At 60.2% G+C, this 24,796-nt stretch carries 22 protein-coding genes and 2 tRNA genes; 18 read left to right on the forward strand and 6 right to left on the reverse strand.

Going from position 1 to position 24,796, the window contains the following annotated elements; genetic code table 11:
- Positions 1-32: 32 nt before the first annotated feature.
- From IEX75_RS12560 to IEX75_RS12575, 4 genes are all read left to right on the forward strand, one after another.
- A tRNA-Val gene (locus tag IEX75_RS12560) sits at positions 33-107 on the forward strand.
- A 519-nt stretch (positions 108-626) separates the two neighbouring features.
- On the forward strand, positions 627-1,397 hold the full coding sequence (locus tag IEX75_RS12565; protein ID WP_188794659.1) for a response regulator transcription factor: 771 nt from the start codon (positions 627-629) through the stop codon (positions 1,395-1,397).
- 99 nt (positions 1,398-1,496) lie between these two features.
- Positions 1,497-3,782, forward strand: a complete 2,286-nt coding sequence (locus IEX75_RS12570; protein ID WP_188794660.1) for an ATP-binding protein — start codon at positions 1,497-1,499, stop codon at positions 3,780-3,782.
- Between the two features lie 167 nt (positions 3,783-3,949).
- The gene (locus IEX75_RS12575; protein WP_188794661.1) at positions 3,950-4,399 is read left to right on the forward strand and encodes a CopD family protein; all 450 of its coding nucleotides are present in this window, start codon (positions 3,950-3,952) and stop codon (positions 4,397-4,399) included.
- A gap of 66 nt (positions 4,400-4,465) precedes the next feature.
- Here the strand turns inward: IEX75_RS12575 and IEX75_RS12580 are convergent, their stop codons facing one another.
- Positions 4,466-5,479, reverse strand: coding sequence for an NAD-dependent epimerase (locus IEX75_RS12580; RefSeq protein ID WP_188794662.1), 1,014 nt, complete (start codon positions 5,477-5,479; stop codon positions 4,466-4,468).
- 241 nt (positions 5,480-5,720) lie between these two features.
- On the opposite strand from IEX75_RS12580, the gene thrS reads away from it, so the two are divergent.
- The 10 genes from thrS to IEX75_RS12630 all read left to right on the forward strand — a co-directional run bounded on the left by thrS (position 5,721) and on the right by IEX75_RS12630 (position 14,259).
- Positions 5,721-7,622, forward strand: a complete 1,902-nt coding sequence (gene thrS, locus IEX75_RS12585; protein WP_188794663.1) for a threonine--tRNA ligase — start codon at positions 5,721-5,723, stop codon at positions 7,620-7,622.
- Positions 7,623-7,667: 45 nt separating this feature from the next.
- Positions 7,668-8,192: a translation initiation factor IF-3 gene (gene infC, locus IEX75_RS12590; protein WP_284358162.1), complete on the forward strand. Its 525-nt coding sequence runs from the start codon at positions 7,668-7,670 to the stop codon at positions 8,190-8,192.
- 308 nt (positions 8,193-8,500) lie between these two features.
- Positions 8,501-8,698, forward strand: a complete 198-nt coding sequence (gene rpmI, locus IEX75_RS12595) for a 50S ribosomal protein L35 (protein ID WP_019467379.1) — start codon at positions 8,501-8,503, stop codon at positions 8,696-8,698.
- A gap of 17 nt (positions 8,699-8,715) precedes the next feature.
- Positions 8,716-9,075, forward strand: a complete 360-nt coding sequence (gene rplT, locus IEX75_RS12600) for a 50S ribosomal protein L20 (protein ID WP_128898432.1) — start codon at positions 8,716-8,718, stop codon at positions 9,073-9,075.
- A 231-nt stretch (positions 9,076-9,306) separates the two neighbouring features.
- The gene (pheS, locus tag IEX75_RS12605) at positions 9,307-10,302 is read left to right on the forward strand and encodes a phenylalanine--tRNA ligase subunit alpha (RefSeq protein WP_188795650.1); all 996 of its coding nucleotides are present in this window, start codon (positions 9,307-9,309) and stop codon (positions 10,300-10,302) included.
- Positions 10,303-10,323: 21 nt separating this feature from the next.
- Positions 10,324-12,714 carry a phenylalanine--tRNA ligase subunit beta gene (gene pheT, locus IEX75_RS12610; RefSeq protein ID WP_188794664.1) on the forward strand — a complete coding sequence of 797 codons (2,391 nt, stop codon included), beginning with the start codon at positions 10,324-10,326 and terminating at the stop codon, positions 12,712-12,714.
- Between the two features lies 1 nt (position 12,715).
- A complete protein-coding gene (ihfA, locus tag IEX75_RS12615; protein ID WP_115477488.1) occupies positions 12,716-13,018 on the forward strand; it encodes an integration host factor subunit alpha in 303 nt (100 codons plus the stop codon).
- Positions 12,999-13,355, forward strand: a complete 357-nt coding sequence (locus tag IEX75_RS12620) for a MerR family transcriptional regulator (protein WP_115493718.1) — start codon at positions 12,999-13,001, stop codon at positions 13,353-13,355. Before ihfA ends, IEX75_RS12620 begins: the two co-directional genes overlap by 20 nt.
- Positions 13,356-13,413: 58 nt before the next feature.
- Positions 13,414-13,490, forward strand: a tRNA-Pro gene (locus tag IEX75_RS12625).
- Between the two features lie 97 nt (positions 13,491-13,587).
- On the forward strand, positions 13,588-14,259 hold the full coding sequence (locus IEX75_RS12630; RefSeq protein WP_188794665.1) for a hypothetical protein: 672 nt from the start codon (positions 13,588-13,590) through the stop codon (positions 14,257-14,259).
- Positions 14,260-14,363: 104 nt separating this feature from the next.
- On the opposite strand, the gene IEX75_RS12635 is transcribed toward IEX75_RS12630, so the two are convergent.
- Positions 14,364-16,022, reverse strand: a complete 1,659-nt coding sequence (locus IEX75_RS12635) for a methyl-accepting chemotaxis protein (RefSeq protein ID WP_188794666.1) — start codon at positions 16,020-16,022, stop codon at positions 14,364-14,366.
- A gap of 110 nt (positions 16,023-16,132) precedes the next feature.
- Positions 16,133-17,365 (reverse strand): phosphoglycerate dehydrogenase, encoded by a 1,233-nt coding sequence (serA, locus tag IEX75_RS12640; protein WP_188794667.1) that lies wholly within the window; start codon positions 17,363-17,365, stop codon positions 16,133-16,135.
- A 110-nt stretch (positions 17,366-17,475) separates the two neighbouring features.
- On the opposite strand from serA, the gene IEX75_RS12645 reads away from it, so the two are divergent.
- Positions 17,476-18,861, forward strand: a complete 1,386-nt coding sequence (locus IEX75_RS12645; RefSeq protein WP_188794668.1) for an FAD-binding oxidoreductase — start codon at positions 17,476-17,478, stop codon at positions 18,859-18,861.
- A gap of 113 nt (positions 18,862-18,974) precedes the next feature.
- Positions 18,975-19,937, forward strand: coding sequence for a prolyl aminopeptidase (gene pip, locus IEX75_RS12650; protein ID WP_188794669.1), 963 nt, complete (start codon positions 18,975-18,977; stop codon positions 19,935-19,937).
- Positions 19,938-20,016: 79 nt separating this feature from the next.
- Here pip and upp read toward each other — a convergent pair whose 3' ends face one another.
- The 3 genes from upp to IEX75_RS12665 all read right to left on the reverse strand — a co-directional run bounded on the left by upp (position 20,017) and on the right by IEX75_RS12665 (position 22,767).
- Complete coding sequence (upp, locus tag IEX75_RS12655; RefSeq protein ID WP_188794670.1) at positions 20,017-20,655, reverse strand: uracil phosphoribosyltransferase; 639 nt, start codon at positions 20,653-20,655, stop codon at positions 20,017-20,019.
- A 105-nt stretch (positions 20,656-20,760) separates the two neighbouring features.
- Positions 20,761-21,078 (reverse strand): PsiF family protein, encoded by a 318-nt coding sequence (locus IEX75_RS12660; protein ID WP_188794671.1) that lies wholly within the window; start codon positions 21,076-21,078, stop codon positions 20,761-20,763.
- Between the two features lie 192 nt (positions 21,079-21,270).
- Positions 21,271-22,767 carry an aminotransferase class III-fold pyridoxal phosphate-dependent enzyme gene (locus IEX75_RS12665; RefSeq protein ID WP_188794672.1) on the reverse strand — a complete coding sequence of 499 codons (1,497 nt, stop codon included), beginning with the start codon at positions 22,765-22,767 and terminating at the stop codon, positions 21,271-21,273.
- 274 nt (positions 22,768-23,041) lie between these two features.
- Between IEX75_RS12665 and IEX75_RS12670 the strand changes: the two genes are divergently transcribed.
- Together IEX75_RS12670 and IEX75_RS12675 are read left to right on the forward strand one after the other, a co-directional pair.
- Positions 23,042-23,956 (forward strand): ABC transporter ATP-binding protein, encoded by a 915-nt coding sequence (locus IEX75_RS12670; RefSeq protein WP_188794673.1) that lies wholly within the window; start codon positions 23,042-23,044, stop codon positions 23,954-23,956.
- Positions 23,956-24,753, forward strand: a complete 798-nt coding sequence (locus IEX75_RS12675) for an ABC transporter permease (protein ID WP_229720805.1) — start codon at positions 23,956-23,958, stop codon at positions 24,751-24,753. The genes IEX75_RS12670 and IEX75_RS12675 overlap by 1 nt, the downstream gene beginning before the upstream one ends.
- Positions 24,754-24,796 lie beyond the last annotated feature (43 nt).

Genomic DNA, 24,796 nt, shown 5'->3' on the forward strand with positions numbered 1-24,796 from the left:
CCTATCCCGTTCCCGTATACTGCGCGGCTCTCGGGCGGTTAGCTCAGCGGTAGAGCACTTCCTTGACATGGAAGGGGTCACAAGTTCGATCCTTGTACCGCCCACCATTTAAATCAGTGACTTAGCCCGTTTGGGCGGATACTGAAAAATGCGAAAGCCGTCCTCCACAGAGGGCGGCTTTTTTGTTGCGCGTCATAGGCATCAGCGTGTTTTCACCTGGATGCTTAACTGGGACTCGTCTGTAGTACTAATCTGACAAAATGTCGGGCTGCTTCCTGATTTCTTGCGGCTTCCTTCCGATGCAATCTGTAGTCGCCGGTTGGCCATTCCTCTGCGAGACCGGTGGTTAGCAACCCTGAGCTTCATCGACCCCCTAGGATGAAGCTTCTGGCCCCCGAAAGGGGGCCTTTCTATTTCTGGCGGTTCAGCACAATGGTGCACCCACAGGTCGAGATTCGTACTGATCCTATGTTCTTGCCGTATTGAGATTCTTAGGATTTTTGCATCCCAAACGGGAACACCCGGACTTGACGGGCGCCAAGGCAAAAACGGTGCTGAGAAAGAAAAGAAGGCCAGGGGATTGGGCGGCCAGTCCGGGAAATCATCCACTACCTGAGGACACGACCTTGCGCATCGCCATTCTCGAAGACACCGTGAAGCAGGCTCACTCTGTCGCCAACTGGTTGCATCGGGCGGGCTATGAAAGCGTGATTCGCCATGACGGCGACAGTTTTGTGAGCATGCTTGAGAACGAGCCGGCTGACATGTTGCTGCTGGATTGGGACGTACCTGGCAAGTGCGGCATCGAAGTCCTGAAGTGGGCACGCACCACGCGTGAACACGCCGAGGTGCCGATCATCATGCTGACTCAGCATGACGATGAAAGCAGCATCGTGCAGGGCCTGGATAGCGGTGCCGATGATTATCTGGTGAAGCCGGCCCGTGAGCAGGAACTGGTCGCCCGTATTCGAGCGCAAGCACGCAAGTATTACCCGGAAGCTTTGCGTGACAAAAAGATCAAAGTGGGCCGCTACACCATGGATGCCGATGCGCGCAGCGTGCTGGTCGATGGCGTCGATGGCCAGAAGCTGGTGAACCTGCCTGTCCGCGAATTCGATCTTGCCATGTACTTCTTCCGCAAGGTCGGCTGCGTAGTCACCAAGGAAGAGCTGTGCGAAGAGATCTGGGGCGAGAATGACCGCAAGTACGACGCCACGCTGGCGACGTATGTGAGCAAACTGCGTCATGCGCTGCAATTGCGCGCCAAGAACGGCATGCTGATTTCCACCGTGTACAACCATGGCTACCGTCTGGAAGAGCTGCCGCAGGCAGGTCGCCGTCAAGCTGTTGCTCGGGGCTTGCGGGCTTCTGCGCCGCGTACCACGTCGATATATTGATCGCCGTATGCATAGGTTGGCACTGCAGCCTACGCATCGGTCTGCTCCTTGCTCAAAGGAGAGATGGCATAGGCCGCACCATTGAACAGGGAGCGCCAGATGTTGCCGAGCAAAGTCAACATACGACGCCTTTCCCGCACTGCATGGGCGCGCATCTTCTTTATTGGCATTTTGCTGTTGCTGGCCGCCTTCAGCTGGCATCCCATGGGTGCTTCGATGTCCGGCGCCTTCGACAAGGTGTGGTTCGATACGGCTTCCCGGTTATTTGCGCATCCCGGCTCCAATCAAGTGGCGGTGGTGCTGATCGACGACAAGACCCTGGGTGAATACGGTACGGATGGCATCACTGCACGTACCCGTGCTTTGTTACAGCGCCTCGATCAGGCCGCAAGCATCACCCTCGACTATCCTCTCGGCAACGATATGCACACGGAGGCTTTGGCCGTCGCCATGGCTCACAGCGCTCGCATTGTGCTGCCTGTGGTCGGAGGGGGTGCGGGTCAGAAAGCGGATACGCTGCCGGGAATTCTTGGCGCGGCCGCTGCCGGGCGCGGGCAGCGTCATGTCACGCTCGGGCACTATGGTGTCGTCACTGGCTTCGTGCCCTATCTGTCCGCCACACAGGGCGGCTATCCAAACATTGTGTTGGAAGCCATCCGCGTTGCAGATGCGGAACATGTGCACGAGCAGTCACATGTGCATCGGCGTTCCTATGCGTTGTCCATGTCGCGTTCGCGAACGGATGCAGTGCTGGTGATGCTCGGCGGGCAGCAGCCTCTGCCGCAATACTCGTTTGCAGATGTGCTCGATGGCAAGGTACCGGCAAATGCCTTCGATGATCGCATCGTCTTTGTTGGCGAAGCAGTGGGTGAGGATGCGGGCTTTCAGATTTCCTCGCTCAATATGGATGCGGTATCGCGACCGCAACTGGACGCGTTGATGACCGACGCGGTGCTCAGCGGCAATATGGCGAGCGAATTGCCTGGGATCGCCGCCGTGCCGATCTATCTGGCGATTGCCTTGGGAATGGTGCTGATTTGCGCGCTGATACCGGGGCGTTGGATGCACGCTGCGGCACTCGGCTGGTTTTTGCTGATGTTTCTGGTTCCCGTGCTGTTGCTGGCGGTGTTACATCGGTGGTTGGGTTTAGGGCTGCTGCCCTTGGTAGGTGTTTTTATCTACACGCATTTCGCTTGGGAGCGCTTGCGCCGTACGCAAAATCTGCTGAAGCGGGAGGTTGGCAAACTGCGTGCGATCGCATCCGCGGTGAACGTAGCTGAAGCTGCTGCGCCTGCGCCATCAGGCCCTATCCGCGATCCGTTGCGTGAAGCGCGGCACGTGATGCGCGAAATGCGTAGCTTGCAAAGCACATTCGTCAGCATGATCAACCAGCTGCCCTATCCAGTATTCGTCGTGGTGGATCAGAAGGTCTCTGTGTGGAACGGGGCGGCGGCTGACATGCTGGCTGAGCCCGTGGGGGATCAGGCAAGCATATCGCTGGGCGACGTGCAGCAGTTGGTGCGTAAACATTGCCGCGGCGACGAGAGCACCAGCGTGGAGATCACATTAGGTGGTCGTGAGCACATGTTGTTCTATGTGCCTTACGCCAGTGCCGATACTTCCTTGCATCCCAGGCTGGAGGAGGAGCGGGTATCGTTTCTGGTCTGTCTGGTCGACATCACCCGCATCAAGCAGAGCATTACACACGACAAGCAAGCCTTGCGGCATATCGCTCACGACTTGCGTAGCCCGCTATCTACCATTCTTGCGCTGATTGAAGAACGTGCCGAAGGGCAACACCAAGAGACTCCGCACGATCGCGCGTTTCTTGAAGACTTGCGCCGACAAGCGGATTACTCGCTACGCGTGGCAAAGGACTTTCTTCAGCTCTCACGCGCGGAACAGATTCATCGCGACAGCTTTGTACCGGTAGCCTTGCTGGATGTCGCTACCGAAGCCGTGGATCAGCTATGGCCGACAGCGGAGAGCAAGGCGATCGAGCTGATCGGTCCGGAATGCGATCTGGACGACACGCTGTTGATGGGTAGCCCGGACATGTTGATCCGCGCTTTGGTCAATGTGATCGACAACGCACTCAAGTACTCCCCGTCCCATACCGCCATTACCGTGCGCCTGGTAGATGAAAGCGAGGACGGCATGGTCTTGCATATCGTCGATCAGGGCATCGGCATTGCCGAAGAAGACTTGCCGCATTTGTTCGACCCCTTCTTTCAGGCAGGAGGCGGCAAAAGCGAAGGGGATATGGGTGTCGGGCTAGGGCTGCCGTTCGTGAAAGCGGTGATCGAGCGGCACGGCGGCGCCATGACGGTTGCAAGTCAGTTGGGGCAGGGGACGGATTTCAGGATGGTATTGCCACGGGCGTGACGGGTTATGCGGCTGCACTAGGAAAGCGGTGTTGGGCTGAACGTTGAAACGCAGTCCGGCACGTTGCGCGTTCGCAGGAACGCCATGTGACTTGTGGCCGCAACCGCTGACGCAAACATCCAATCCACGTACCATCCCGCACGTTGTCCTCTCTGCGCGGAGCCGTCATGACCTATCTGTGGATCAAAAGCCTGCATGTCGTGTTTGTGATGGCCTGGATTGCGGCGGTGTTTTACTTGCCGAGGATTCTGGTGAATATCGCCGAGGCGGGCGACGAACCGGCAGTGAGGGCACGTCTTTGCCTGATGGGGCGCCGGCTGTATCGCTTTGGCCATAACCTGTTCGGTATCGCCTTTCTGTTCGGCCTGACCCTGTGGCAGGGCTGGCGTGTCTTTCCCCATGCATTGCCGAACGTCGTCGGTTCGTCACATTGGATCGACGCCAAACTCACGCTGGTGGTCTTGCTGCTGGTCTATTTCGTTTGGACAGGGCGTTTGCTCAAGCGCAGCGAGAAAGGTGGTGCGCTGCCCTCGGCGCGCACCCTGCGACTGTTGAATGAGCTGCCGATATTGCTGTTGCTAGGCATCGTGTTTTTGGTGATCGCCAAGCCAATGTAGGTTGGGGTGCAAACCCCAACACCGAGATCCTGATCTGCATGGCAATGCTGGAGTTTACACCCCAACCTACGCGGGAATATGGTGGTATTCGCGATACCACTTCACGAACTTCGCCACGCCTTCCTCGATTGACGTATTCGGCGCATAACCGACATCGCGCCGCAGCGCCGATACGTCTGCCCAGGTGTCCGGCACATCACCTGGCTGCATCGGGAGCAAGCGCTTCTCGACCGTGCGGCCCAGGTTCCGCTCCATCAACTCGATGAAATGCATCAACGGTACGGGCTGATCATTGCCGATGTTGTACAGGCGATACGGTGCGGTGGACGTGCCGGGGTTCGGCTGTGTCGCATCGTAGGTCAGGTCAGGCTGAGCGATTTGATCGAGCGTGCGGATCACGCCTTCGACAATGTCGTCGACATAGGTAAAGTCGCGGCTATGGTTGCCATGGTTGAACACGTCGATCGGCTCGCCGCGCACGATGCGATCGGCGAACAGGATCGGGGACATGTCTGGACGGCCCCATGGACCGTATACGGTGAAGAAGCGCAGGCCGGTGGTGGGTAGGTCGTACAGATGGCTATAGGTGTGCGCCATCAATTCGTTGGCCTTTTTGCTGGCGGCGTACAGGCTCACCGGGTGGTCGACGGCATCCTCCACGGCGAATGGAAGCTTGCGATTGGCGCCATAGACTGAGCTGGATGAGGCGTAGACCAGGTGCTCCACCTTATGGTGGCGGCAAGCTTCCAGGATGTTGACGAAGCCGACTAGATTGCTCTGTACATAGGCATGTGGATTTTTTAGCGAGTAGCGGACGCCGGCTTGGGCCGCGAGATTGACCACGCGCTGGGGCTGGAAATCGTGGAAGACCTGATTCACCGCATTGGCATCGGCCAGGTCGCCACGCAGGTGCGTGTAATGGGAATGTCCAGCGAAGCGAGCCAGGCGAGCCTCTTTCAACGCAGGGTCGTAATAATCGTTGTGGTTGTCGATGCCATAAACCTGATCGCCGCGGGCCAGAAGCCGCTCCGTGAGAGCGGCGCCAATAAAGCCAGCCGAGCCAGTGACGAGTACGCGCATCGCAATGTCCTTGAAGTGATATTCGCATTGTATAGCTGGCTGGTCGTCGCTGAATTGACACGGCCGCTGCGCTAAACTAGCGTTCGGTTCCTAACTTTAGAGACAAGGTGGCCCGCGCCCAGACGCCGGTCGAGTGTGCGACATGACAACTACGAGCTTCCAGCACTGACCCCGCCACGCTTGTCTTTTCCGTGAAAAGGGCGCGTGTGGCGCCCTTTTTGTTTTTCCGAGATACCGCCCCATGATCGAAATCACGCTACCCGACGGCAGCAAACGCCCCTTCGACCACCCCGTCACGGTACAGGACGTGGCTGCCTCCATTGGCGCCGGCCTGGCCAAGGCCACCCTGGCTGGCAAGGTGGATGGCAAGCTGGTCGACGCCAGTTTCACGATCGGCCACAACGCCAGTCTGGAAATCGTCACTGAGAAAAGCCCGGAGGCGTTGGAGATCCTGCGCCACTCCACGGCGCATCTGCTCGCCCAGGCTGTGCAGCGCCTGTTTCCCGGTGCGCAGGTCACGATCGGCCCAGTGATCGACAATGGCTTCTATTACGACTTCGCCTACGAACGTCCTTTTACGCCCGATGATCTGGTGAAGATCGAGGCGGAGATGGAAAAGATCGTGAAGGAACAGCTGCCCGTCACGCGCAGTGTGAAATCGCGCGATGACGCGATCACGTTCTTCCGCGGCATCGGTGAGGCCTACAAGGCCGAGATCATCGAAAGCATTCCGCAGAACGAAGAGCTTTCGCTCTATACGCAAGGCGAATTCACCGACCTGTGCCGTGGCCCGCACGTGCCCAACACAGGCAAGCTGCGTGCTTTCAAGCTGATGAAGGTGGCGGGCGCCTATTGGCGTGGCGATTCCAACAACGCCATGCTCACGCGCGTGTACGGCACGGCATGGTTGAATGACAAGGATCTGAAGGCCTACCTGCATCAGCTGGAAGAGGCCGAGAAGCGCGATCACCGCAAGATCGGCAAGGCGCTGGACCTGTTCCACCAGCAGGAAGAAGCGCCCGGCATGGTGTTCTGGCATCCCAATGGTTGGGCCATCTGGCAGACGGTGGAACAGTACGTACGTGGCGTGTACCGCAAGAGCGGCTACCAGGAAGTGCGCGGCCCGCAGATCATGGACGTGAGCCTGTGGAAGAAATCCGGCCACTGGGACAACTATCAGGAAAACATGTTCTTCACGGAATCGGAAAAGCGCACCTACGCGCTCAAGCCGATGAACTGCCCCGGTCACGTGCAGATCTACAACACGAACCTGCACAGCTACCGCGACCTGCCGATCCGTTATGGTGAGTTCGGCGGCTGCCACCGCAACGAACCGTCAGGTGCCTTGCACGGCATCATGCGCGTGCGTGCGTTTACGCAGGACGATGGTCACATCTTCTGCACGGAAGACCAGATTGAATTGGAAGTGACCGCGTTCCACCAGCAGGCCATGAAGGTGTACGCCGACTTTGGCTTCGACGACATCGCGTTGAAGATTGCCATGCGCCCCGACAAACGCCTCGGCAGCGACGAGGTGTGGGATCGTGCCGAGAACGCCCTGCGTGCCGCGCTGCATTCGGCCGGGGTGGAGTGGGACGAGCTACCGGGCGAGGGTGCGTTCTATGGCCCGAAGATCGAGTACCACATGAAGGATTCGATCGGCCGCGCCTGGCAGGTCGGCACCATGCAGGTGGATTTCATGATGCCCGAGCGCTTGGGCGCCGAGTACGTGGACGAGCACAGCCAGCGTCGCCATCCGGTAATGCTGCATCGGGCAATCGTGGGCTCGATGGAGCGTTTCATCGGCATTCTGATCGAACACCATGCCGGCAATCTGCCGCCGTGGCTGGCGCCGGTGCAGGCGCAGGTCTTCAGTATTACGGATGCCCAATCCGACTATGTCCGCGAGGTGGCGCAAGCCCTTGTGGACAAAGGCTTCCGCGTACACGCCGATTTGCGCAACGAAAAGGTCGGCTATAAAATCCGCGAACATACGTTGCAGAAAGTGCCCTACCTGCTTGTGGTCGGCGATCGCGAAAAGGAGTCGGGCACTGTTTCCGTGCGTACGCGCTCGGGTGAAGACCTTGGCAGCATGCCGCTGGCCAGCTTCATCGGACGCCTGGAGGCCGAAACGCGGCGCTGATCAAGCCGCCCGGCCAATGTAAAACACCTTCTGGAGGATAGTGGTATCGCCACCACAGAAACTAAGGGCAACCGCCGCAACCATGAGATCCGCGTACCGCGTGTGCGTGTGATCGGACCGGATTCCGAGCAGCTCGGTATCCTCACCCGCGACGAGGCGCTGCGCGCCGCCGAGGAGGCAGGGCTCGATCTGGTTGAGATCCAGCCGAACGGTGACCCGCCCGTCTGCCGCATCATGGATTACGGCAAGTTCAAGTTCGAAGCCCAGAAGAAGGCCCAGGCCGCCAAGAAGAAGCAGAAGCAGGTCGAGATCAAGGAAGTGAAGTTCCGTCCGGTCACGGACGTGGGCGACTACCAGATCAAGCTGCGCAACATGCTTCGCTTCCTGGAAGAGGGCGACAAGGTCAAGGTCACCATCCGCTTCCGTGGTCGTGAGATGTCCCATCAGGACCTCGGCCAGGAGCTCGCCAAGCGCATCCAGGAAGATGTGGGCGAGAACGGTGTGGTCGAGTCCTTCCCGCGCCTGGAAGGCCGGCAGATGGTGATGATGATCGGGCCGAAGAAGAAGTAAGTCCCGCTCGATATCCTTCTCCCTCCGGGAGAAGGTGCCCGAAGGGCGGTTGAGGGTGGGTGCGAAGCGGGGTTTCCGGCTAACCCGGCCTCATCCCGACCCCTCTCCTGGCGGGAGGGCAGCTCTTGGAAGAATTTGGCTGGCGCCAGCCCGGCCCTTTGCGTATACTTGTCAGTTCGACCCGCAAGGAAGGGTCGTGAACCGATCGTGGCAGGACGGAAAGCGCAGACCCCAGGGGCTGCCGCCAGATCAGTCAGAAACCGGGGCTGCTCTTCATCGAGCAGGCATCCCCATCAAGGAGCACTCAAATGCCCAAGATCAAGACCAACCGCGCGGCGGCGAAGCGTTTTCGCAAGACCGCGTCGGGTAAGTTCAAGGCTGGTCATGCCTTCAAGTCGCACATCCTGACCAAGAAGTCGACCAAGCGTAAGCGCAACCTGCGCGCCACCAACCACGTCAAGGCATGCGACACCAAGGGCGTCGCACGCATGTTGCCGTATCTCTGAGACGGGAGGACTGAACCATGGCTCGTGTTAAGCGTGGCGTTACCGCCCGTCGTCGTCACAAGAAGATCATTGGCCGCGCGAAGGGTTACTACAATGCCCGTCGCAAGGTCTTCCGCGTTGCCAACCAGGCCGTCATCAAGGCCGGTCAGTACGCCTATATTGGCCGCAAGCAGAAGAAGCGCCAGTTCCGCGCCCTGTGGATCGTGCGTATCAATGCTGCTGCCCGTCAGTTCGGCCTGTCCTACAGCCGCCTGATCAACGGTCTTGCCAAGGCCGGTATCACGGTGGACCGCAAAGTGCTGGCCGATATCGCCGTGCACGACATCAAGGCGTTTGGGGCCATCGCGGAAAAGGCGAAGGCCAGTCTGGCCGCTTGATCGTCGAACACTGACGAAATGATGTGAATCAAGCGGGGAGAAGGCCTTAAGCCTTCTCCCCGTTTTTATTTGAGCTTCTGCTGAAAGGTATCGGTATCTACTCATTTCGCTGATCTCCCTTTGTGCCGTCATTCCCGCTTTCGCGGAAATGACGGCAAGGCAAAATGGAGCTTCATGGTGGGATGTGGATACGGAGGGGCTAACAACATGAATCAGGCCGAGACCACATCGATGGAAGACCTCGACACCCGCGCCAGTGAGGCGCTGACGGAAATCGACAAGAGCGACACGCTCGAAGCGCTCGACGCCTTGCGCGTAAGCCTGCTCGGCAAGAGCGGCATCGTCACCGCCGCACTGAAAGCGCTTGGCACGCTGTCGCCGGAAGAACGCAAAGCGCGCGGCGCCGAAGTGAATCGTCTGAAGGAACGCCTCAACGACGCGTTGGCCGCGCGCAAGCAGACGTTGGAACAGGCTGAACTTGATCGCCGCCTTGCTTCCGAAAAGCTCGACATCAGCATGCCTGGCCGCCACGGCGAGCGTGGTGGCATTCATCCCATCACGCGGGCGCTTGAGCGTATCGCTGCGATCTTCGCGCGCCTCGGCTATCAGCGTGCCGATGGCCCCGAGATCGAAGACGACTGGCACAACTTCGAAGCGTTGAACTTCCCGCCGCACCACCCGGCGCGGGCGATGCACGACACCTTCTACTTCGGTGACGGCCGCCTGCTGCGTACGCATACCTCACCGGTGCAGATCCGTTCGATGATAGGTCGCCAGCCGCCGATTCGCGTGATCGCACCCGGCAAGGTCTACCGTAGCGATTCGGATCAGACGCACTCGCCGATGTTCCACCAGATCGAAGGCCTGCTGGTGGATGAAACCTCCAGTTTCGCCGACCTGAAAGGCACGCTGGCCGAATTTATCCGTGCCTTCTTCGAGCGCGATTTGGAAATGCGCTTCCGTCCCAGCTTCTTCCCCTTCACTGAACCCTCGGCCGAAGTAGACATTCGCTGGGATGCGGAAGACGGCAGCACCCGCTGGTTGGAAGTGCTCGGCTGCGGCATGGTGCATCCGAATGTGCTGAAGAACTGTGGCATCGATCCGGAGCGTTACACCGGCTTTGCCTTCGGCCTTGGTGTGGAGCGCTTCGCCATGTTGCGTTATGGCGTTTCCGACCTGCGCGCGTTCTTCGAGAACGATCTGCGCTTCCTCAAGCAATTCGCGTAAACGCTGCAGGAACCGACACGCATGAAATTCTCCGAAAATTGGCTGCGGCACCATGTTCCGACGCGCGCTTCGAGCGACGAACTTGCTGCGACGCTCACGGCGATCGGCCTGGAAGTCGAGGACGTCACACCCTTGGGCAATGCGCTCGATGGCGTGATCGTTGCGCGCATCGTCAGCGCGCAGAAGCATCCGGAGGCCGATCGCTTGCAGGTGTGCGAAGTGGACACCGGCAACGGCATGGTGCAGATCGTTTGCGGCGCGCCCAACGCGCGCGCCGGTCTGGTCGCACCGTTGGCAACCGTGGGTGCCAACTTGCCGGGCGGCACTGCCATCAAGGCGGCGAAGCTGCGCGGCGTGGAATCGTTCGGCATGCTTTGCTCGGCCAAGGAGCTGGGTGTCGATCCCGACGCGTCGGGTCTCCTTGAGTTGCCCGCCGACGCGCCCGTCGGTACGCCACTTGCGTCGTATCTCGGCCTGCCTGATGCCACCATCGAGATCAAGCTCACGCCCAACCGCGCCGATTGTTTCAGCGTGCGTGGCATCGCATTCGATGTCGCTGCTGCGTTGAGCGGCGAGGTGATTCCACTCGATACCCAACCCGTATCTCCGCAGAGCGACGCCGCGATGAACGTCGCGCTCGAAGCAGGCTCACGTGTGCCACGCTTCGTTGGTCGCGTTATCGATAACGTAAACGCCAAAGCTCAAACGCCTGTATGGATGGCCGAGCGGTTGCGTCGTAGCGGCTTGCGTCCCATCAGTTTCCTCGTCGACGTCACGCAATACGTGATGCTGGAACTCGGGCAACCGATGCATGCTTTCGACAAAGACAAGCTGGACGGCGACGTCGTTGTGCGTCCGGCGCGGGAAAACGAATCGCTGGCGTTGCTCGACGGACGCACGGTGACATTGGACAAAGACTTTCTCGTGGTGTCCGACAGTCGTGGTGGTCGAGGTGCACGTGCCGTTGCGCTGGGCGGCATCATGGGTGGTTCGGAAACGCGTGTCACTGATGACACGCGCAACGTGTTTCTTGAAGCCGCGCACTGGATTCCATCAGCCATCATCGGCCGCAGCCGCAAGCTGGGCATGTACACCGATGCAGGACATCGTTTCGAGCGCGGCGTCGATCCGGAACTACCAGGCGCTGCCGTGGAATACGCAACGCGTTTGATCCTCGACATCGCCGGTGGTGTCCCCGGCCCGCTGCTCGATGTGACGTTGCCGGAAAGCCTGGTTTCGCCGAAGCCGATCCTGCTTCGGCGCGCGCGACTGGCGCGTGTGCTCGGATTGAGCGTTGCGGATGACGAAGTCGTACGCATCTTCACCGCGCTCGGCATGAAGATCGAAGCAGTGGTAGATGGTTGGCGTGTCACCGCGCCGAGCAGACGCTTCGACATCGAGCGCGAAGAAGACCTCATCGAAGAAGTGGCACGCATCCATCGCTACGAAAATATCCCGACGCATACGCCGGGCGGTGCTCTGACGCTCGCCGTTGAACCCGAGGAGCGCCTGCATGAGCTGGCGGTGCGCGAACAGTTGGCGGCGCGTGGCTACTACGAAGCGGTGAATCTCGCCTTCATCGGTAACGATGTGCTGCAGCGCTGGGGCATGACTGATCAGTTGGTCCCGCTGGCCAATCCGCTGTCGGCCGATCTGGCGGTGATGCGCCCGTCGCTGCTGCCTGGGCTGATCGAGGCGCTGTCGCACAACCGCGCACGCCAGCAGGATCGCGTGCGCCTGTTCGAACTAGGCCGTGTGTTCGCCGCAGGTAACCCGCCAGTCGAAACGCCCAGCCTCGCGATCGTGGCCAGTGGCAACGCCCATGCGGAGCAGTGGGGCGAGGCTTCACGCCCGCTCGATTTCTTCGACCTCAAGGGTGACCTGGATGCCCTGATCGCCTGGGGCGGTGAGCCACGACGCTGGGCGGTCCATGCTGATAGTCTGCCGGGTTGGCTGCATCCTGGCCGGGCTGCCCGGGTCTCGCGCGATGGCGAGACGGTCGGCTACCTGGGCGCATTGCACCCCCGCCTGGCCAAGACCCTGGATCTCGGCCCGGACGTACACGTACTCGAACTGGCCCTGGACCCGTTGCTCGCCCGCCGCCTGCCGAAGGCGCAGGCCGTGCCACGCTTCCCCGCGGTGCGTCGGGACATCGCCGTTGACGTACCTGAACAGGTAAGCTGGTCACAGATTGAGCAGGCCGTCCGCGGCACCCTGGGCACCACCCTGGCAGAGCTGCGGCTGTTTGATCGCTACAGCGGAAAAGGGGTCGAAGCGGGCCGAAAGAGTCTCGCTATGGGCTTGATTTTGCAGGACGCTTCACGCACCCTTACCGACGACGACGCGGACAACTGCGTACGAAATGTGGTGTCGGCGCTGGGGGCTGCATGCGAGGCGAAATTGCGAGGGTAAGATGGCGGCGCTGACAAAGGCGGAGATGGCAGAGCGCCTCTTCCTCGAGGTGGGCCTTAACAAACGTGAAGCCAAGGAGTTCGTGGACGCCTATTTCGAAGTCGTCCGCGAGGCTCTGGAACGTGGCGAACAGGTCAAATTGTCCGGTTTCGGCAATTTCGATCTGCGGCAGAAGAACCAGCGACCGGGTCGCAATCCCAAGACAGGTGAAGAGATTCCCATCTCCGCCCGTCGTGTGGTGACGTTCCGGCCAGGACAAAAACTCAAGGTGAGAGTCGAGGGCTATGCTGGATCAGGGGAATAACACCGAGCTGCCCGCCATCCCGGCCAAGCGCTACTTCACCATCGGTGAAGTCAGTGAACTGTGCGGGGTGAAGCCCCATGTGCTGCGCTATTGGGAGCAGGAGTTCCCGGCGCTCAACCCGGTCAAGCGTCGCGGCAACCGTCGGTATTACCAGCGCCACGACGTTCTGATGATCCGGCAGATTCGCTCTTTGCTGTACGACGAAGGCTTCACCATCACCGGTGCGCGCGCGCGTCTGGAAGGCCCACAGGCCCGGATGGAAGCGAGCATGTCGCACCAGATCGTGCGCCAGGTGCGCATGGAACTGGAGGAAGTGCTGGCACTGCTGCGTCGCTGAGCCCACCTACCGGCAGACCTGCCGGTACTGCTACAATTTCTTTCTTTGCTGGATCAGTCGGGGCGTAGCGCAGCCTGGTAGCGCATTTGCCTGGGGGGCAAAGGGTCGTCGGTTCGAATCCGGCCGCCCCGACCAATTCGCAAGACGAACAAGCGGCGCCTCTGGCGCCGTTTTTCTTTTTCGGGTCTCAACAAGCTAGTCTCAGCGCCAGTCCACCCAGGAGCTGGCCGCCATGCCGTCGAACAACTGTCACCCCAACGCCCCGCACGTGAAGTTGAAAACCCCTGATTGGTACATTTCCTCGCTGATGATGGACCGTGCACTCGACGCTGTCCTGCGGCGGGTTAAGAAGTTCGACCGTAAGCACGACATTCCCTACCTCGCCGGTTACAGCCAGGACGGTAAGACCATCTACATCGACCGGCATCTGCCTAAGTCGTTTAGCTTCCGCGGCCGCATCATTGAGGTGGACCGTTTTCTGATCTTGCATGAAGAAGTGGAAAAAACGCTCATCGACCAGCTCGGTCTGCATTACATGCACGCGCATCAGATCGCCACGCGTGCCGAGGAAGCTGCCGTGCATGCGCATCGCGTCACCTGGAAGGCGTATGACCGCTTCATGCAAAAGTACGTGAAGAAGATCGGTGATGAGCGTCTGAGCAAAGTGCCGGTGGATCTCGATCTTAAGCCGTATCGCGATTATCACGACTATGATCTGCTGGAGCGGATGGAGCAGCATCTGGCCAAGGATAAGGTGCTTGCAGCAACCAGGAAGGCTGAGCTGAAAGATTACGCGGCTGCATTCCGTGAGCATCTGCGCATGCAGCATAAGCATGCCATGGAGGAAGCGGCTGTCGAGCCACGTAAAAAATCGACGCGCAAGGTGGCGAAGCGTGCAGCATAAAGAAGCTGTGGTTTAGTGCTTGAGCAATAGGCTGCTCTCCCCTGTGAACAGGGGAGAGAAAGCGTGTTTCCATGGGCATTTCATTCGGAGTGATGGCGCGCGAATCAAGCTGCCTTCAACTGCACCTGCTGCACCGCGTGCCCCTGCATTTGGCTGCTCTGCATCGGACCCGCGTAGGCTACTGCTTTCGCGTCGAGTTTGAAGAACTCCACGCTTTGCACCAGCGCACGCGCACGTACTTGCACCGTATCGGCAGCCGCCGCTGCTTCTTCCACCAAGGCTGCATTGTTCTGCGTGACCTCGTCCATCTGCCGCACGGCGCGGTTTACCTGCTGGATGCCGTTGGCTTGTTCCATACTCAGTGTGGCGATGGATTCCACTGTATCGGTGACATCGTCCACGCTGCCAAGCAGCTTGCCGACCATGGATTCCGCACGACCGATGATCTGCGTGCCGCTTCCGATGATGGTGACGGATTCTTCGATCAAGGCGCGAATCTCACTGGACGCCGTGCGCGAGCTACGTGCCAGTGCCTGCACTTCGGCCGCCACGATGTTGAAGCCCTTGCCGGCTTCGCCCGCCCGCGCTGCTTCTACGGAGGCATTCAGCGCGAGGATGTGCGTTTGCGTGGCAATGCGATCCATCGTTTCGGTAATGTCAGTGATGCGGCCGGCTACGTTCTGTACTTGCGTCATCGCGCCGACTGCTTCGGACATCGCCGTGCCGCTCTGGTGTGCAATGTCGGAAGCGGACTTGGCGAGGCGGCTCGCTTCATGCGCGCGCATGGCATTGGCATTCACATTGTGGGTGAACTGCTGCATCGACGATGCCGTTTCTTCCAGCGCTGCCGCCTGCTCGCTGGTGCGCCGGGAAAGATCCTGGTTGCCGGAGGCGATTTGCTGCGTCGACGCGGAGATTTCGGTAGAACCAGTGCGGATCACGCTCACCACGTTGCGCAGTTGTCCGTTCATCATCGCCAACGCCGCAAGCAGTTTGCCGGTTTCATCGCGGCTCGCTGCAACGATGTCGGTGGAAAGATCACCTTCTGCCACGGCTTCGGCCACTTTCACGGCGCGTCCCAGCGGTGCGGTGATGCTGTAGGCCAGCAGCATCACCAGTATGGCACCAGCAACCATCGCACTCAGTACGACCGACGCCAGCAGCACGCACGCCTGCCTGAAGGTTGCACTACTTTGCTCATCGATACGTTTGGATGCCGCCTCGGCTTCGTGCTTCATTCCGGTAACCAGTCCATCGATGGCCGTGGTCGGCGCGCGATCGATACCTGCCACCAGACCGTCGACCACGTGCACGCTTTTTTCGTCCTTGGCGTCGTAATGCTGGATGGCGGCAAGGTATTGGGTGCCGAGGTCGGTGTGTGTGGCCATGGCGTTGTCTACGCCATGTGTGTCAAGGCCGAGTTCGCTCATCTGGCGCTTCAGCGTTGCGAGGTCGACATCGACGGCATGCGACTGCGCAATGAACGCATCGTGGTATTTCTTGAAGGCAGCACCGTCTGCACCGCGTAGCAGCAGGTCCTTCCATTCCTGGACCTGCTTCTTGAAATCGACCTGGGCGACACGTGCAGCGTCGACCGCCGCGGCAAACTGGGCAGCCGTCTCGGCCGACCGCACCTGCAGGTCATGTGTGCGTGTCAGTCCGCGCCAGCCGCCAAAACCCACGATAACGGTCGCCGTCAGCAGGATGATGCCGAGCAGGCCGAGTCGAACAGCAATGCGCAAATCGCGAAAACGAAAAGTCATGGGAAAACCGCAATAAAAGGGGGTGCCGAGTCATGTGAGCTATCGGCATAAGTGCGGTTTGGCTTGAATAAACGCGTTCAGACTGGGTTGCCCAGCCTGACGCCCAGCTTTCAATAGAGCACGCGGGTGCGCAGCGTCCCCGGGATTGCCGCCAGCTTCTCTTTCAGCAGTGCAGCCTGTTGTTCATCAGCGGACACGTCGATCACCACATAACCCACATCCGCATTGGTCTGCAGGAACTGCGCATCAATGTTGATGTTGCCGGCGGAGAACAGTTCGTTGATGCGAGACAGCACGCCGGGCACATTGCGATGGATGTGCAGCAAACGGCGGCTACGCAGATGCTCAGGCAAGGTCACTTCAGGGAAGTTGACGGCCGATAGCGTGGAGCCGTTGTCGCTGTAGCGCACCAGCTTGCTCGCTACTTCGATGCCGATGTTGTCCTGCGCTTCCAGCGTGCTGCCGCCGATGTGCGGCGTAAGGATCACATTGTCCATGCCGACCAGCGGCGAGACGAACGGATCGTCATTGCTCTTCGGTTCCACTGGGAACACGTCGATGGCCGCGCCGGCCAGATGTTCCTTGCGCAGCGCGTCGGCTAGCGCATCGATATCGACCACGGTGCCGCGGGAAGCATTGATCAGCACCGAACCTTTGCTCATGCGTGCGATTTCGTTCTTGCCGAACATCAGCTTCGTTGCAGGCGTTTCTGGAACGTGCAGCGTGACTACGTCCGCGCGTTCGAGCAGATCGTCCAGACTTGCCGCCGCACGCGCATTGCCGAGCGAAAGCTTGGTTTCGATGTCATGGAAGATCACGCGCATGCCGAGGCTTTCTGCCAGCACGCCGACCTGCGTGCCGATATGGCCATAGCCGACAATGCCGATCACTTTGTCACGCACTTCGAAACTGCCGGCCGCAGACTTGGTCCAGCCACCGCGATGACATAGCGCATTCCTCTGCGGAATGCCACGCAACAGCATGATCGCTTCGGCAATCACCAGTTCGGCGACGCTGCGTGTATTGGAATAAGGCGCGTTGAAGACAGGAATACCGTGCTTGGCCGCGGCATCCAGATCAACCTGGTTGGTGCCGATGCAATAGCAACCAACGGCGATCAGGCGCTTGGCGTGTTCCAACACCTCGGCCGTGAGATGCGTGCGCGAGCGGATGCCGATGATGTGCGCATCGGCAATGCGTGCTTTCAATTCGTCCTCAGGCAAGGATTTGGCGTGATATTCGATCTGGCTATAACCAGCACGCTGAAACGTCTCCACCGCCGTGCGGCTCACGCCTTCGAGCAGCAGTACCTTGATGTCTTGCTTGGGAAACGAGGTTTTCATGAGGGCGTCGCGTTTGGAAGTCCAAACACTATGCCAGATTTTGTCGCGTCGCAGCACTAGACGTGCGGGGCAGGCGCTGGCAGGCTGGGGGCTTCCCTTCCGGAGCTGCCATGAACCTGCAAGCCCTCGCCGATCTTTCCAGCCAATGGCCCGACCTGCGCCTGCTCACCGAGCCCGGCGACCTGGAGCACTACGGCCGCGACTGGACTCGGCGCTGGACTCCGTCCCCGCTAGCCATTGCCCTTCCTGCTTCGATCGACGAGGTGCAGGGGATCATGCGTTGGGCCAACCAGCACAAGGTGGCGATCGTGCCCTCCGGCGGCCGCACAGGCCTCTCCGGCGGCGCCGTGGCAGCCAACGGCGAGCTGGTACTTAGCTTGGCCCGCATGAACCGGGTACTGGGTTTCGACGCGGTCGATCGTACGCTGACCGTGCAGCCCGGTATTGCTTTGGAGGCCGTGCATACGGCGGCGCGCGAGCATGGCTTGATCTATCCGGTGGATTTCGCGGCGCGCGGTTCTTGTTCCATCGGCGGCAATATCGCTACCAATGCCGGCGGCATCCGCGTGATCCGCTATGGCAATACGCGTGAGTGGATCGCGGGCCTCAAGGTGGTGGCCGGCAACGGCGAGTTGCTCGATCTCAATCGCGGTTTGATCAAAAACTCCAGTGGTTATGACTTGCGGCAATTAATGATCGGCTCGGAAGGTACGCTAGGCATCGTGGTTGAGGCCACATTACGCCTCACCGATCCACCGCCGGCTTCGCAGGTGATGTTGCTGGCGCTGCCGGACATGGATGCGCTGATGCAGGTATTTGCACTGTTTCGCGAGCGATTGTCGCTGCAAGCATTCGAGTTCTTTACCGATGTCGCACTCAAGCACGTATTGGCGCATGGCGCACAGCGCGCGATCGATGGCGATTATCCGTATTACGTGGTCACCGAATTCGATACCGTGGACGAGCGCGCGCAGGAAACGGCGCTAGCTACATTCGAACAAGGCGTGGAGCAGGGATTGATTGCCGATGGCGTGATGGCGCAAAGCGATGCGCAGGCCGCTGCATTGTGGCGCTTGCGTGAAGGCATTACGGAAAGCCTCGCTGCACACAAGCCTTACAAGAACGATATTTCCGTGCGCATCGGTGCTGTGCAGGGTTTTCTGCAAGAGATTCAAGCACTGCTCACGCGGGAATACCCGCATATGGAAGTGGTGTGGTTTGGACATATCGGTGACGGCAATCTGCACATCAATGTGTTGAAGCCCGGGACGCTGTCGGATGCGGAGTTCATTGCGCAATGCGAGCACGTCACCAAGCTGTTGGCGGAGACCTTGCAGCGGCATGCTGGAAGCATTTCCGCGGAGCACGGTATTGGGCTGGTGAAGCGGGCATACCTCGAAAGCACCCGCAGCACCGCTGAGATTGCCTTGATGCGCGGGGTGAAAGCGGTGTTCGATCCGAACGGAATACTCAATCCTGGCAAGTTGTTTGCCTGAGCTTGAGTTTGACTCCTGTCCCTTGAGGGAGAGGGGCGTGTTTCGGCATGACTTGGGTTGCACGGCACTCCCCCGTACCATGTGCCTCCCACCTTCAGAGGATGCCGAAGACCATGTCCCAGCATCGCCGCGGCTTGTACCCGGAGATCGAACCCTACGATGTCGGCCTACTCAAGGTCTCCGACCTGCACACGCTGTATTACGAGCAGAGCGGCAACCCGGACGGCAAGCCGGTGGTGTTTCTGCATGGCGGTCCGGGTGGTGGCACCAATCCCAAGTGCCGTCGCTTTTTCGATCCGTCGGTCTACCGCATCGTATTGTTCGATCAGCGTGGTTGCGGCAAATCGACGCCGCATGCGGAATTGACCGATAACACCACCTGGCACCTTGTGGCGGATATGGAGCGTCTGCGCGAGCACTTGGGTATGGCGCGCTGGCAGGTATTCGGCGGTTCATGGGGCTCCACGCTATCGCTGGCTTATGCACAGACTCATCCGGACAAGGTCACCGAACTGGTGCTGCGCGGCATCTTCATGCTGCGCCGCTGGGAGCTGGAGTGGTTCTATCAGAAGGGCTGCGATGCGCTGTATCCGGATGCATGGGAAGCGTATTTGGCCGCGATTCCCGAAGTTGAACGCGGCGACTTGATGAGCGCCTATCACCGGCGCCTTACCAGTACGGATCCACAAGCGCGACTGAAAGCCGCGCGTGCATGGTCGGTGTGGGAAGGTGCGACAAGCTTTTTGTATCAGGATGAGGGATACATCAACAGCAGTGGCGAAGATGAGTTCGCGCTGGCCTTTGCACGCATCGAATGTCATTACTTCGTGAATGGCGGCTTCTTCGAGCACGATGATCAGCTGTTACGCAACGTCGATCGCATCCGCCGTATCCCGGCAACGATTGTGCAGGGACGTTACGACGTGGTGTGCCCGATGCGCAGCGCATGGGACCTGCATCGTGCATGGCCGGAGGCGGATTTGCGTGTCGTGCAGGATGCGGGGCATTCGGCGTTCGAGCCGGGGATTACGCATGAGTTGGTGGAGGCGACGGATAGGTTTGCGCGTCGCACGTAGGTTGGGGTGCAAACCCCAACATCGCCATCCTGCGTAATACCGCAATGTTGGGGTTTGCACCCCAACCTACGGTGGCGCGTTACGTGGGCAGTTGCTTCGTCCCAAAAATCTTGTCCCCCGCATCACCCAACCCTGGCAGGATGTAGCCATGCTCATTGAGCCGCTCATCGATCGCCGCGGTATAGATCTCGATATCCGGATGCGTTGCTTCGATCCGCTTCAACCCTTCCGGCGCCGCCACCAGGAATAGCCCCTTGATGCGCTTGCAACCGGCCGCCTTGAGCATCTCCACGGTCGCTACCAGCGTACCTGCCGTGGCCAGCATCGGGTCGACGATCAGCGCAATGCGTTCGTCCATGCGGCCGGTAAGTTTTTCGTAATAGGCGATCGGCTGCAGCGTCTGCTCGTCACGTTGCAGTCCCACCACGCCCACCTTCGCTGACGGGATCAGTTCCAGCACGCCTGGCAGCATGCCAAGACCCGCGCGCAGGATCGGGACGATGGTGATCTTCTTTCCCTTGATCTGCTCCACGCGCACGGGGCCGGCCCAGCCCTCGATCTGCGCTTCGGCCGTTTCCAGGTCCTTGGTGGCTTCGTAGGTGAGCAGCGAGGCAACTTCGGCGGCCAGTTCGCGAAATTCCTTGGTGCTGATACCGGCGCGGCGCATCAGGCCGAGTTTGTGCTGGATGAGCGGGTGGCGGACTTCAACGATCTTCATGGCGGCTATGCAGAAGAGGATGGCGGCAAGCATAGCCGGAAACGAAAAAGCGCCGCCCATGGGCGGCGCTTTGAACTTCAGTGAGTCCCTGACGAGGTCAGCGCATCAGTGTGCCTTCATGCAGGCGCTGACAGCACTCTTGTAGTCAGCTCCTTTCTTGCCCGCGTTCTGCTTGGAGCATGCGGACATGCGTTCCTGCGGGGTCATCTTGGCGGGTGCGGCGGCGGCTGTGGAGTCGCCTTTCATGCAGGTGCTGACGGCACTCTTGTAGTCGGCGCCAGTCTTGCCTTTGGCGGCGTGGCTGCAATCGGCCATTTTCTGCTGCGACGAGGTGAGGGGTTTGCTTTGCGGTGCGGCGGCGAAGGCGGCGCTGGCAAAGACCAGAGCAGCACTCGCGACAAGCAGGTTAAGACGCATGGACATGATGCTTCCTCCTGAAGTTATGACCGGTGGCGGTACCGGCCGGGGCAGTCTATGCCTTGTGAGGAAGCAGGGGAACGGGGAGCGCCAACATTTCGCGGACTTCGTAGGTTGGGGTGTAAACCCCAACATTGCCATGCACGTGTGCACCCAATGTTGGGGTTTGCACCCCAACCTACGATTAGGGCGAAGGCATCAAGCCGCCTGCGCCTCGCTCTTGCGCGGGCCTTCCAGCAACGCATGCCGCACGTGCGCAATCACCATATCCACTTCCGCGCCGGTGATCTTGAAGTGCGGAGTGAAGCGCAGCGAATTGGCGCCGCCATGGATCACGCCGATGCCACGCTCGCGCAGGTATTCCTCGGTGGAGCCTGCGCCGTAGCATTTGAATTGCGGCGCCAGCTCACAGGAGAACAACAAGCCCGTGCCCTGTACCTTGGTAATCAGGCCGCCCAGTTCGTCCTTCAGCACATTGAGCTTGTCGACGAATTCCTTGCCGCGCGCGCTGATGTTCGCGCGCACCTCGTCGGTGAGCTGGTCCAACGTAGCGAGCGCCACGTCCAGCGCACGCGGGTTGGCGGTCATGGTGTTGCCATAGATACCCTTGCGATACAGGCCGGCGACGCGGTCGGTTACGGCGAGCACTGAGAGCGGATACTGGCCGGCGTTAAGCGCCTTGGAGAAGGTTTCCATGTCCGGCGGCGCCAACTTTTCGAAGCCGGGGTAATCAATGATCGACAGCACGCCATGCGCACGCAGGCCAGCCTGGATCGAATCGACCAGCAGCAGCGAGCCGTGCGATTCGGTCAACTCACGCGCCGCTTGGTAGAACGCAGGCGTCACCGAACGACCCGGATCGCCTTCGCCCATCACCGGTTCCAGGAACATCGCCTCGATAAACCAGCCATGCTTGTCCGCATCGGCGAACACAGCCTCCAACTGCGCGGTGTCGTAAGGCGACACGGTGAGCAGTGTGTCTTCGTGGCGATAGCTCGCCAGGTGCTGCACATACGTGCGGCGCGAGGAATCCGAATACAGCGCCGGTTTATCGGTGCGGCCGTGGAACGCACCCTTCACGGCGATACGCTTGATCGTGCGCCCCGCATAGCGTGCACCCGGATCAGTCATCAGCTTGGCGTTCACGTCGGCAATGCGGCAAGCCAAGCCCACCGATTCCGAGCCGGAATTCAGGCACAGGTAGCGCGTATACGGATTGTTGCCGCGATGACGGCCCAACTCGCGCTTCATCGCCTGCGCAAAACGCATCTGCGAAATGCTCGGCGTCATCACATTGGCCATCACTTGCGGACGCGCCAGCGCGGCATCGATGGCAACGTTGTTGTGACCGAAACCCAACATGCCGTAGCCGCCGTTGTCGTGCACCACGGCACCTTTCAGCGTGACGACCCATGGACCGCGTGCGGCAGCCGGCAGGTACGGATTGATGGCATCGTCCGGATAGAAATTCACCAAGTCGTGCTGTGCCCGCGTCAGTTGCTCGGCTTCGTCCAGCTTCAGGAAATCGCTGAGCTCCGCACGCAATTCGCGATGGCGTGCGACGGCGTCGGCGATGGCCTGCGTCAATGGCGGGTCCAGCGCAGCCATGCGCTCGATGGTGGCGTCGTCCAGGCCAGTGGTCCGCGGCTTGCCGCCAAATTCGCGCAATTCGCGCAGCTGATCGATGACACCCATGACTACTCTCCTCGAATCTGACAGCGCCTCGCGCCCAACGCGAAGCAGGCCGGCAGGTTGTTTTTTCGTGCGGTGAAGGGTGAAAACCCGGGGCGATGCGCCCGCTCGCACTGCGCCGCGTATGGGGAAACCGCGCGCGTTTCGTGCATCAGGATAACCGCTGGGAAAGGCCGGCGGTACCCCCAAAGATGACGGCTGTCATGTCCAATCGCTGACGTGGACAACTGCAGAAATAGGCTTGCCTTCCCTACGCTGCAGTGCAAGGAGGACGATCATGCATACCCAAACCGACGTAGTAGCCCGTCTCTGCGGGGTTGTGAAACGTTACGGTCATCTGACAGCGCTTGATGGCGTCGATCTTGTGTTGCAGCGCGGCGAACTGTTGGCGGTGCTGGGACCCAACGGCGCCGGCAAAAGCACGAGTATCAGCTTGCTGCTCGGCCTGATACGCCCGGATGGCGGCCAGGCGGAATTGTTCGGCATGGATCCGCAACAGATCGATGCGCGTCGCCGCATCGGCGTCATGCTGCAATCGGCCGTGCTGCCGCCCACACTGCACGTCGGCGAGCTGCTGCGGCTGGTGGCCAGCTACTACCCGCATCCGCGTCCGCTCAAAGAGAGCACGGGGCTCGCCGGTATCGACGATCTGCTGAATCGCCCTTACGGCAGGCTGTCGGGCGGCCAGCAGCGCCGCGTGCAGTTCGCACTTGCCTTGTGCGGTCGGCCCGAGTTGGTGTTTCTGGACGAACCCACCGTGGGCATGGATATCGATGCGCGCCGCAAGCTGTGGAGCGCGATGCGCAATCTGGTTGCCGAAGGTTGCTCGGTGGTACTGACCACGCACTATCTGGAAGAGGCTGAAGCACTGGCGCAACGCGTGGTGGTGATGGCGAAGGGGCGCGTGTTAAGCGAGGGCAGCGTCGATGCGCTGCGCGCACAAGTACCGCTCGCGCGTATCCGCTGCGCTACCGATCTCGATGTTGAGGCGGTGTCGGCATGGCCCTTGGTCAATGCTGCCCAGCGTGAGGGTGGCCGTTTGCTCATCCTTACCAGTGAACCGGAAAACGTCTTGCGCCGTTTGCTCGACGCCGATGCTTCGCTCAGTGCGCTGGAAGTACAGCGCGCAGGCTTGGCCGAGGCGTTTACCGAATTGACGCGCGAAGAAGACGAACAACAGGAGGCTGCGTGATGAACAGCGTATCGATTCCTGCCGTATCCGCGGCGCCGTCCATCACCGGCATGAGCACGCGGCGTGTCATCGGCGCCTATCTTGCTGAAGCACGCAGCGAATGCCTGCGCTACATGCGCGCACCGGCCTTCATGCTGCCGATCATGTTGCTTCCCACCATGTTCTATTTGTTGTTCGGCGTCGTGATGAACGGCTCTGCAGGTGCGGATACCGCTCGTTATTTGTTGGTGAGCTATGGCGTGTTCGGTGTGATGAGTCCGGGCCTGTTCGGTTTCGGTGTGTCGTTGGCACTGGAGCGCGATGGCGGTCTGCTTACCTACAAGCGCGCCTTGCCGATGCCGCCTGGTGCATATCTGCTCGGCAAGATGTTGATGGCGATGGTGGCAGCCGGGGTCGTCATCCTGCTGCTGTTGACGATGGCATTGACGCTTGGCCATGTCGTGCTGTCCTGGCAGCAGGCCGGCTTGTTGCTGCTGACCGGCGTGCTGGGCGTATTGCCATTCTGCGCACTGGGCATGCTGATCGGCACCTTGATCAAAGGGCAGGGCGCGCCGGGCATGCTCAACATGGTCTACCTGCCAATGTCGTTTCTGTCGGGCTTGTGGATCCCGATGAGCATGTTGCCGAAAGCGTTGCAGCAGATCGCACCCATCTGGCCCAGTTACCACCTGCATCAACTTGGACTGGCTGCGTTGGGGCTGCAGCATGGTGGCGTTATCCAGCACTTCGGCGTACTTGCGGGTTTTGCGGCGGTATTCTTGATCATCGCGGCGCGCAGGCTGCGCCGCTACGGTTGAAGTAGGATGTCAGCCGAGAGGGATACGGCGTGGGGAGCGCGGC

Source organism: Dyella nitratireducens (genome assembly GCF_014642835.1).
GTDB classification, from domain to species: domain Bacteria; phylum Pseudomonadota; class Gammaproteobacteria; order Xanthomonadales; family Rhodanobacteraceae; genus Dyella_B; species Dyella_B nitratireducens.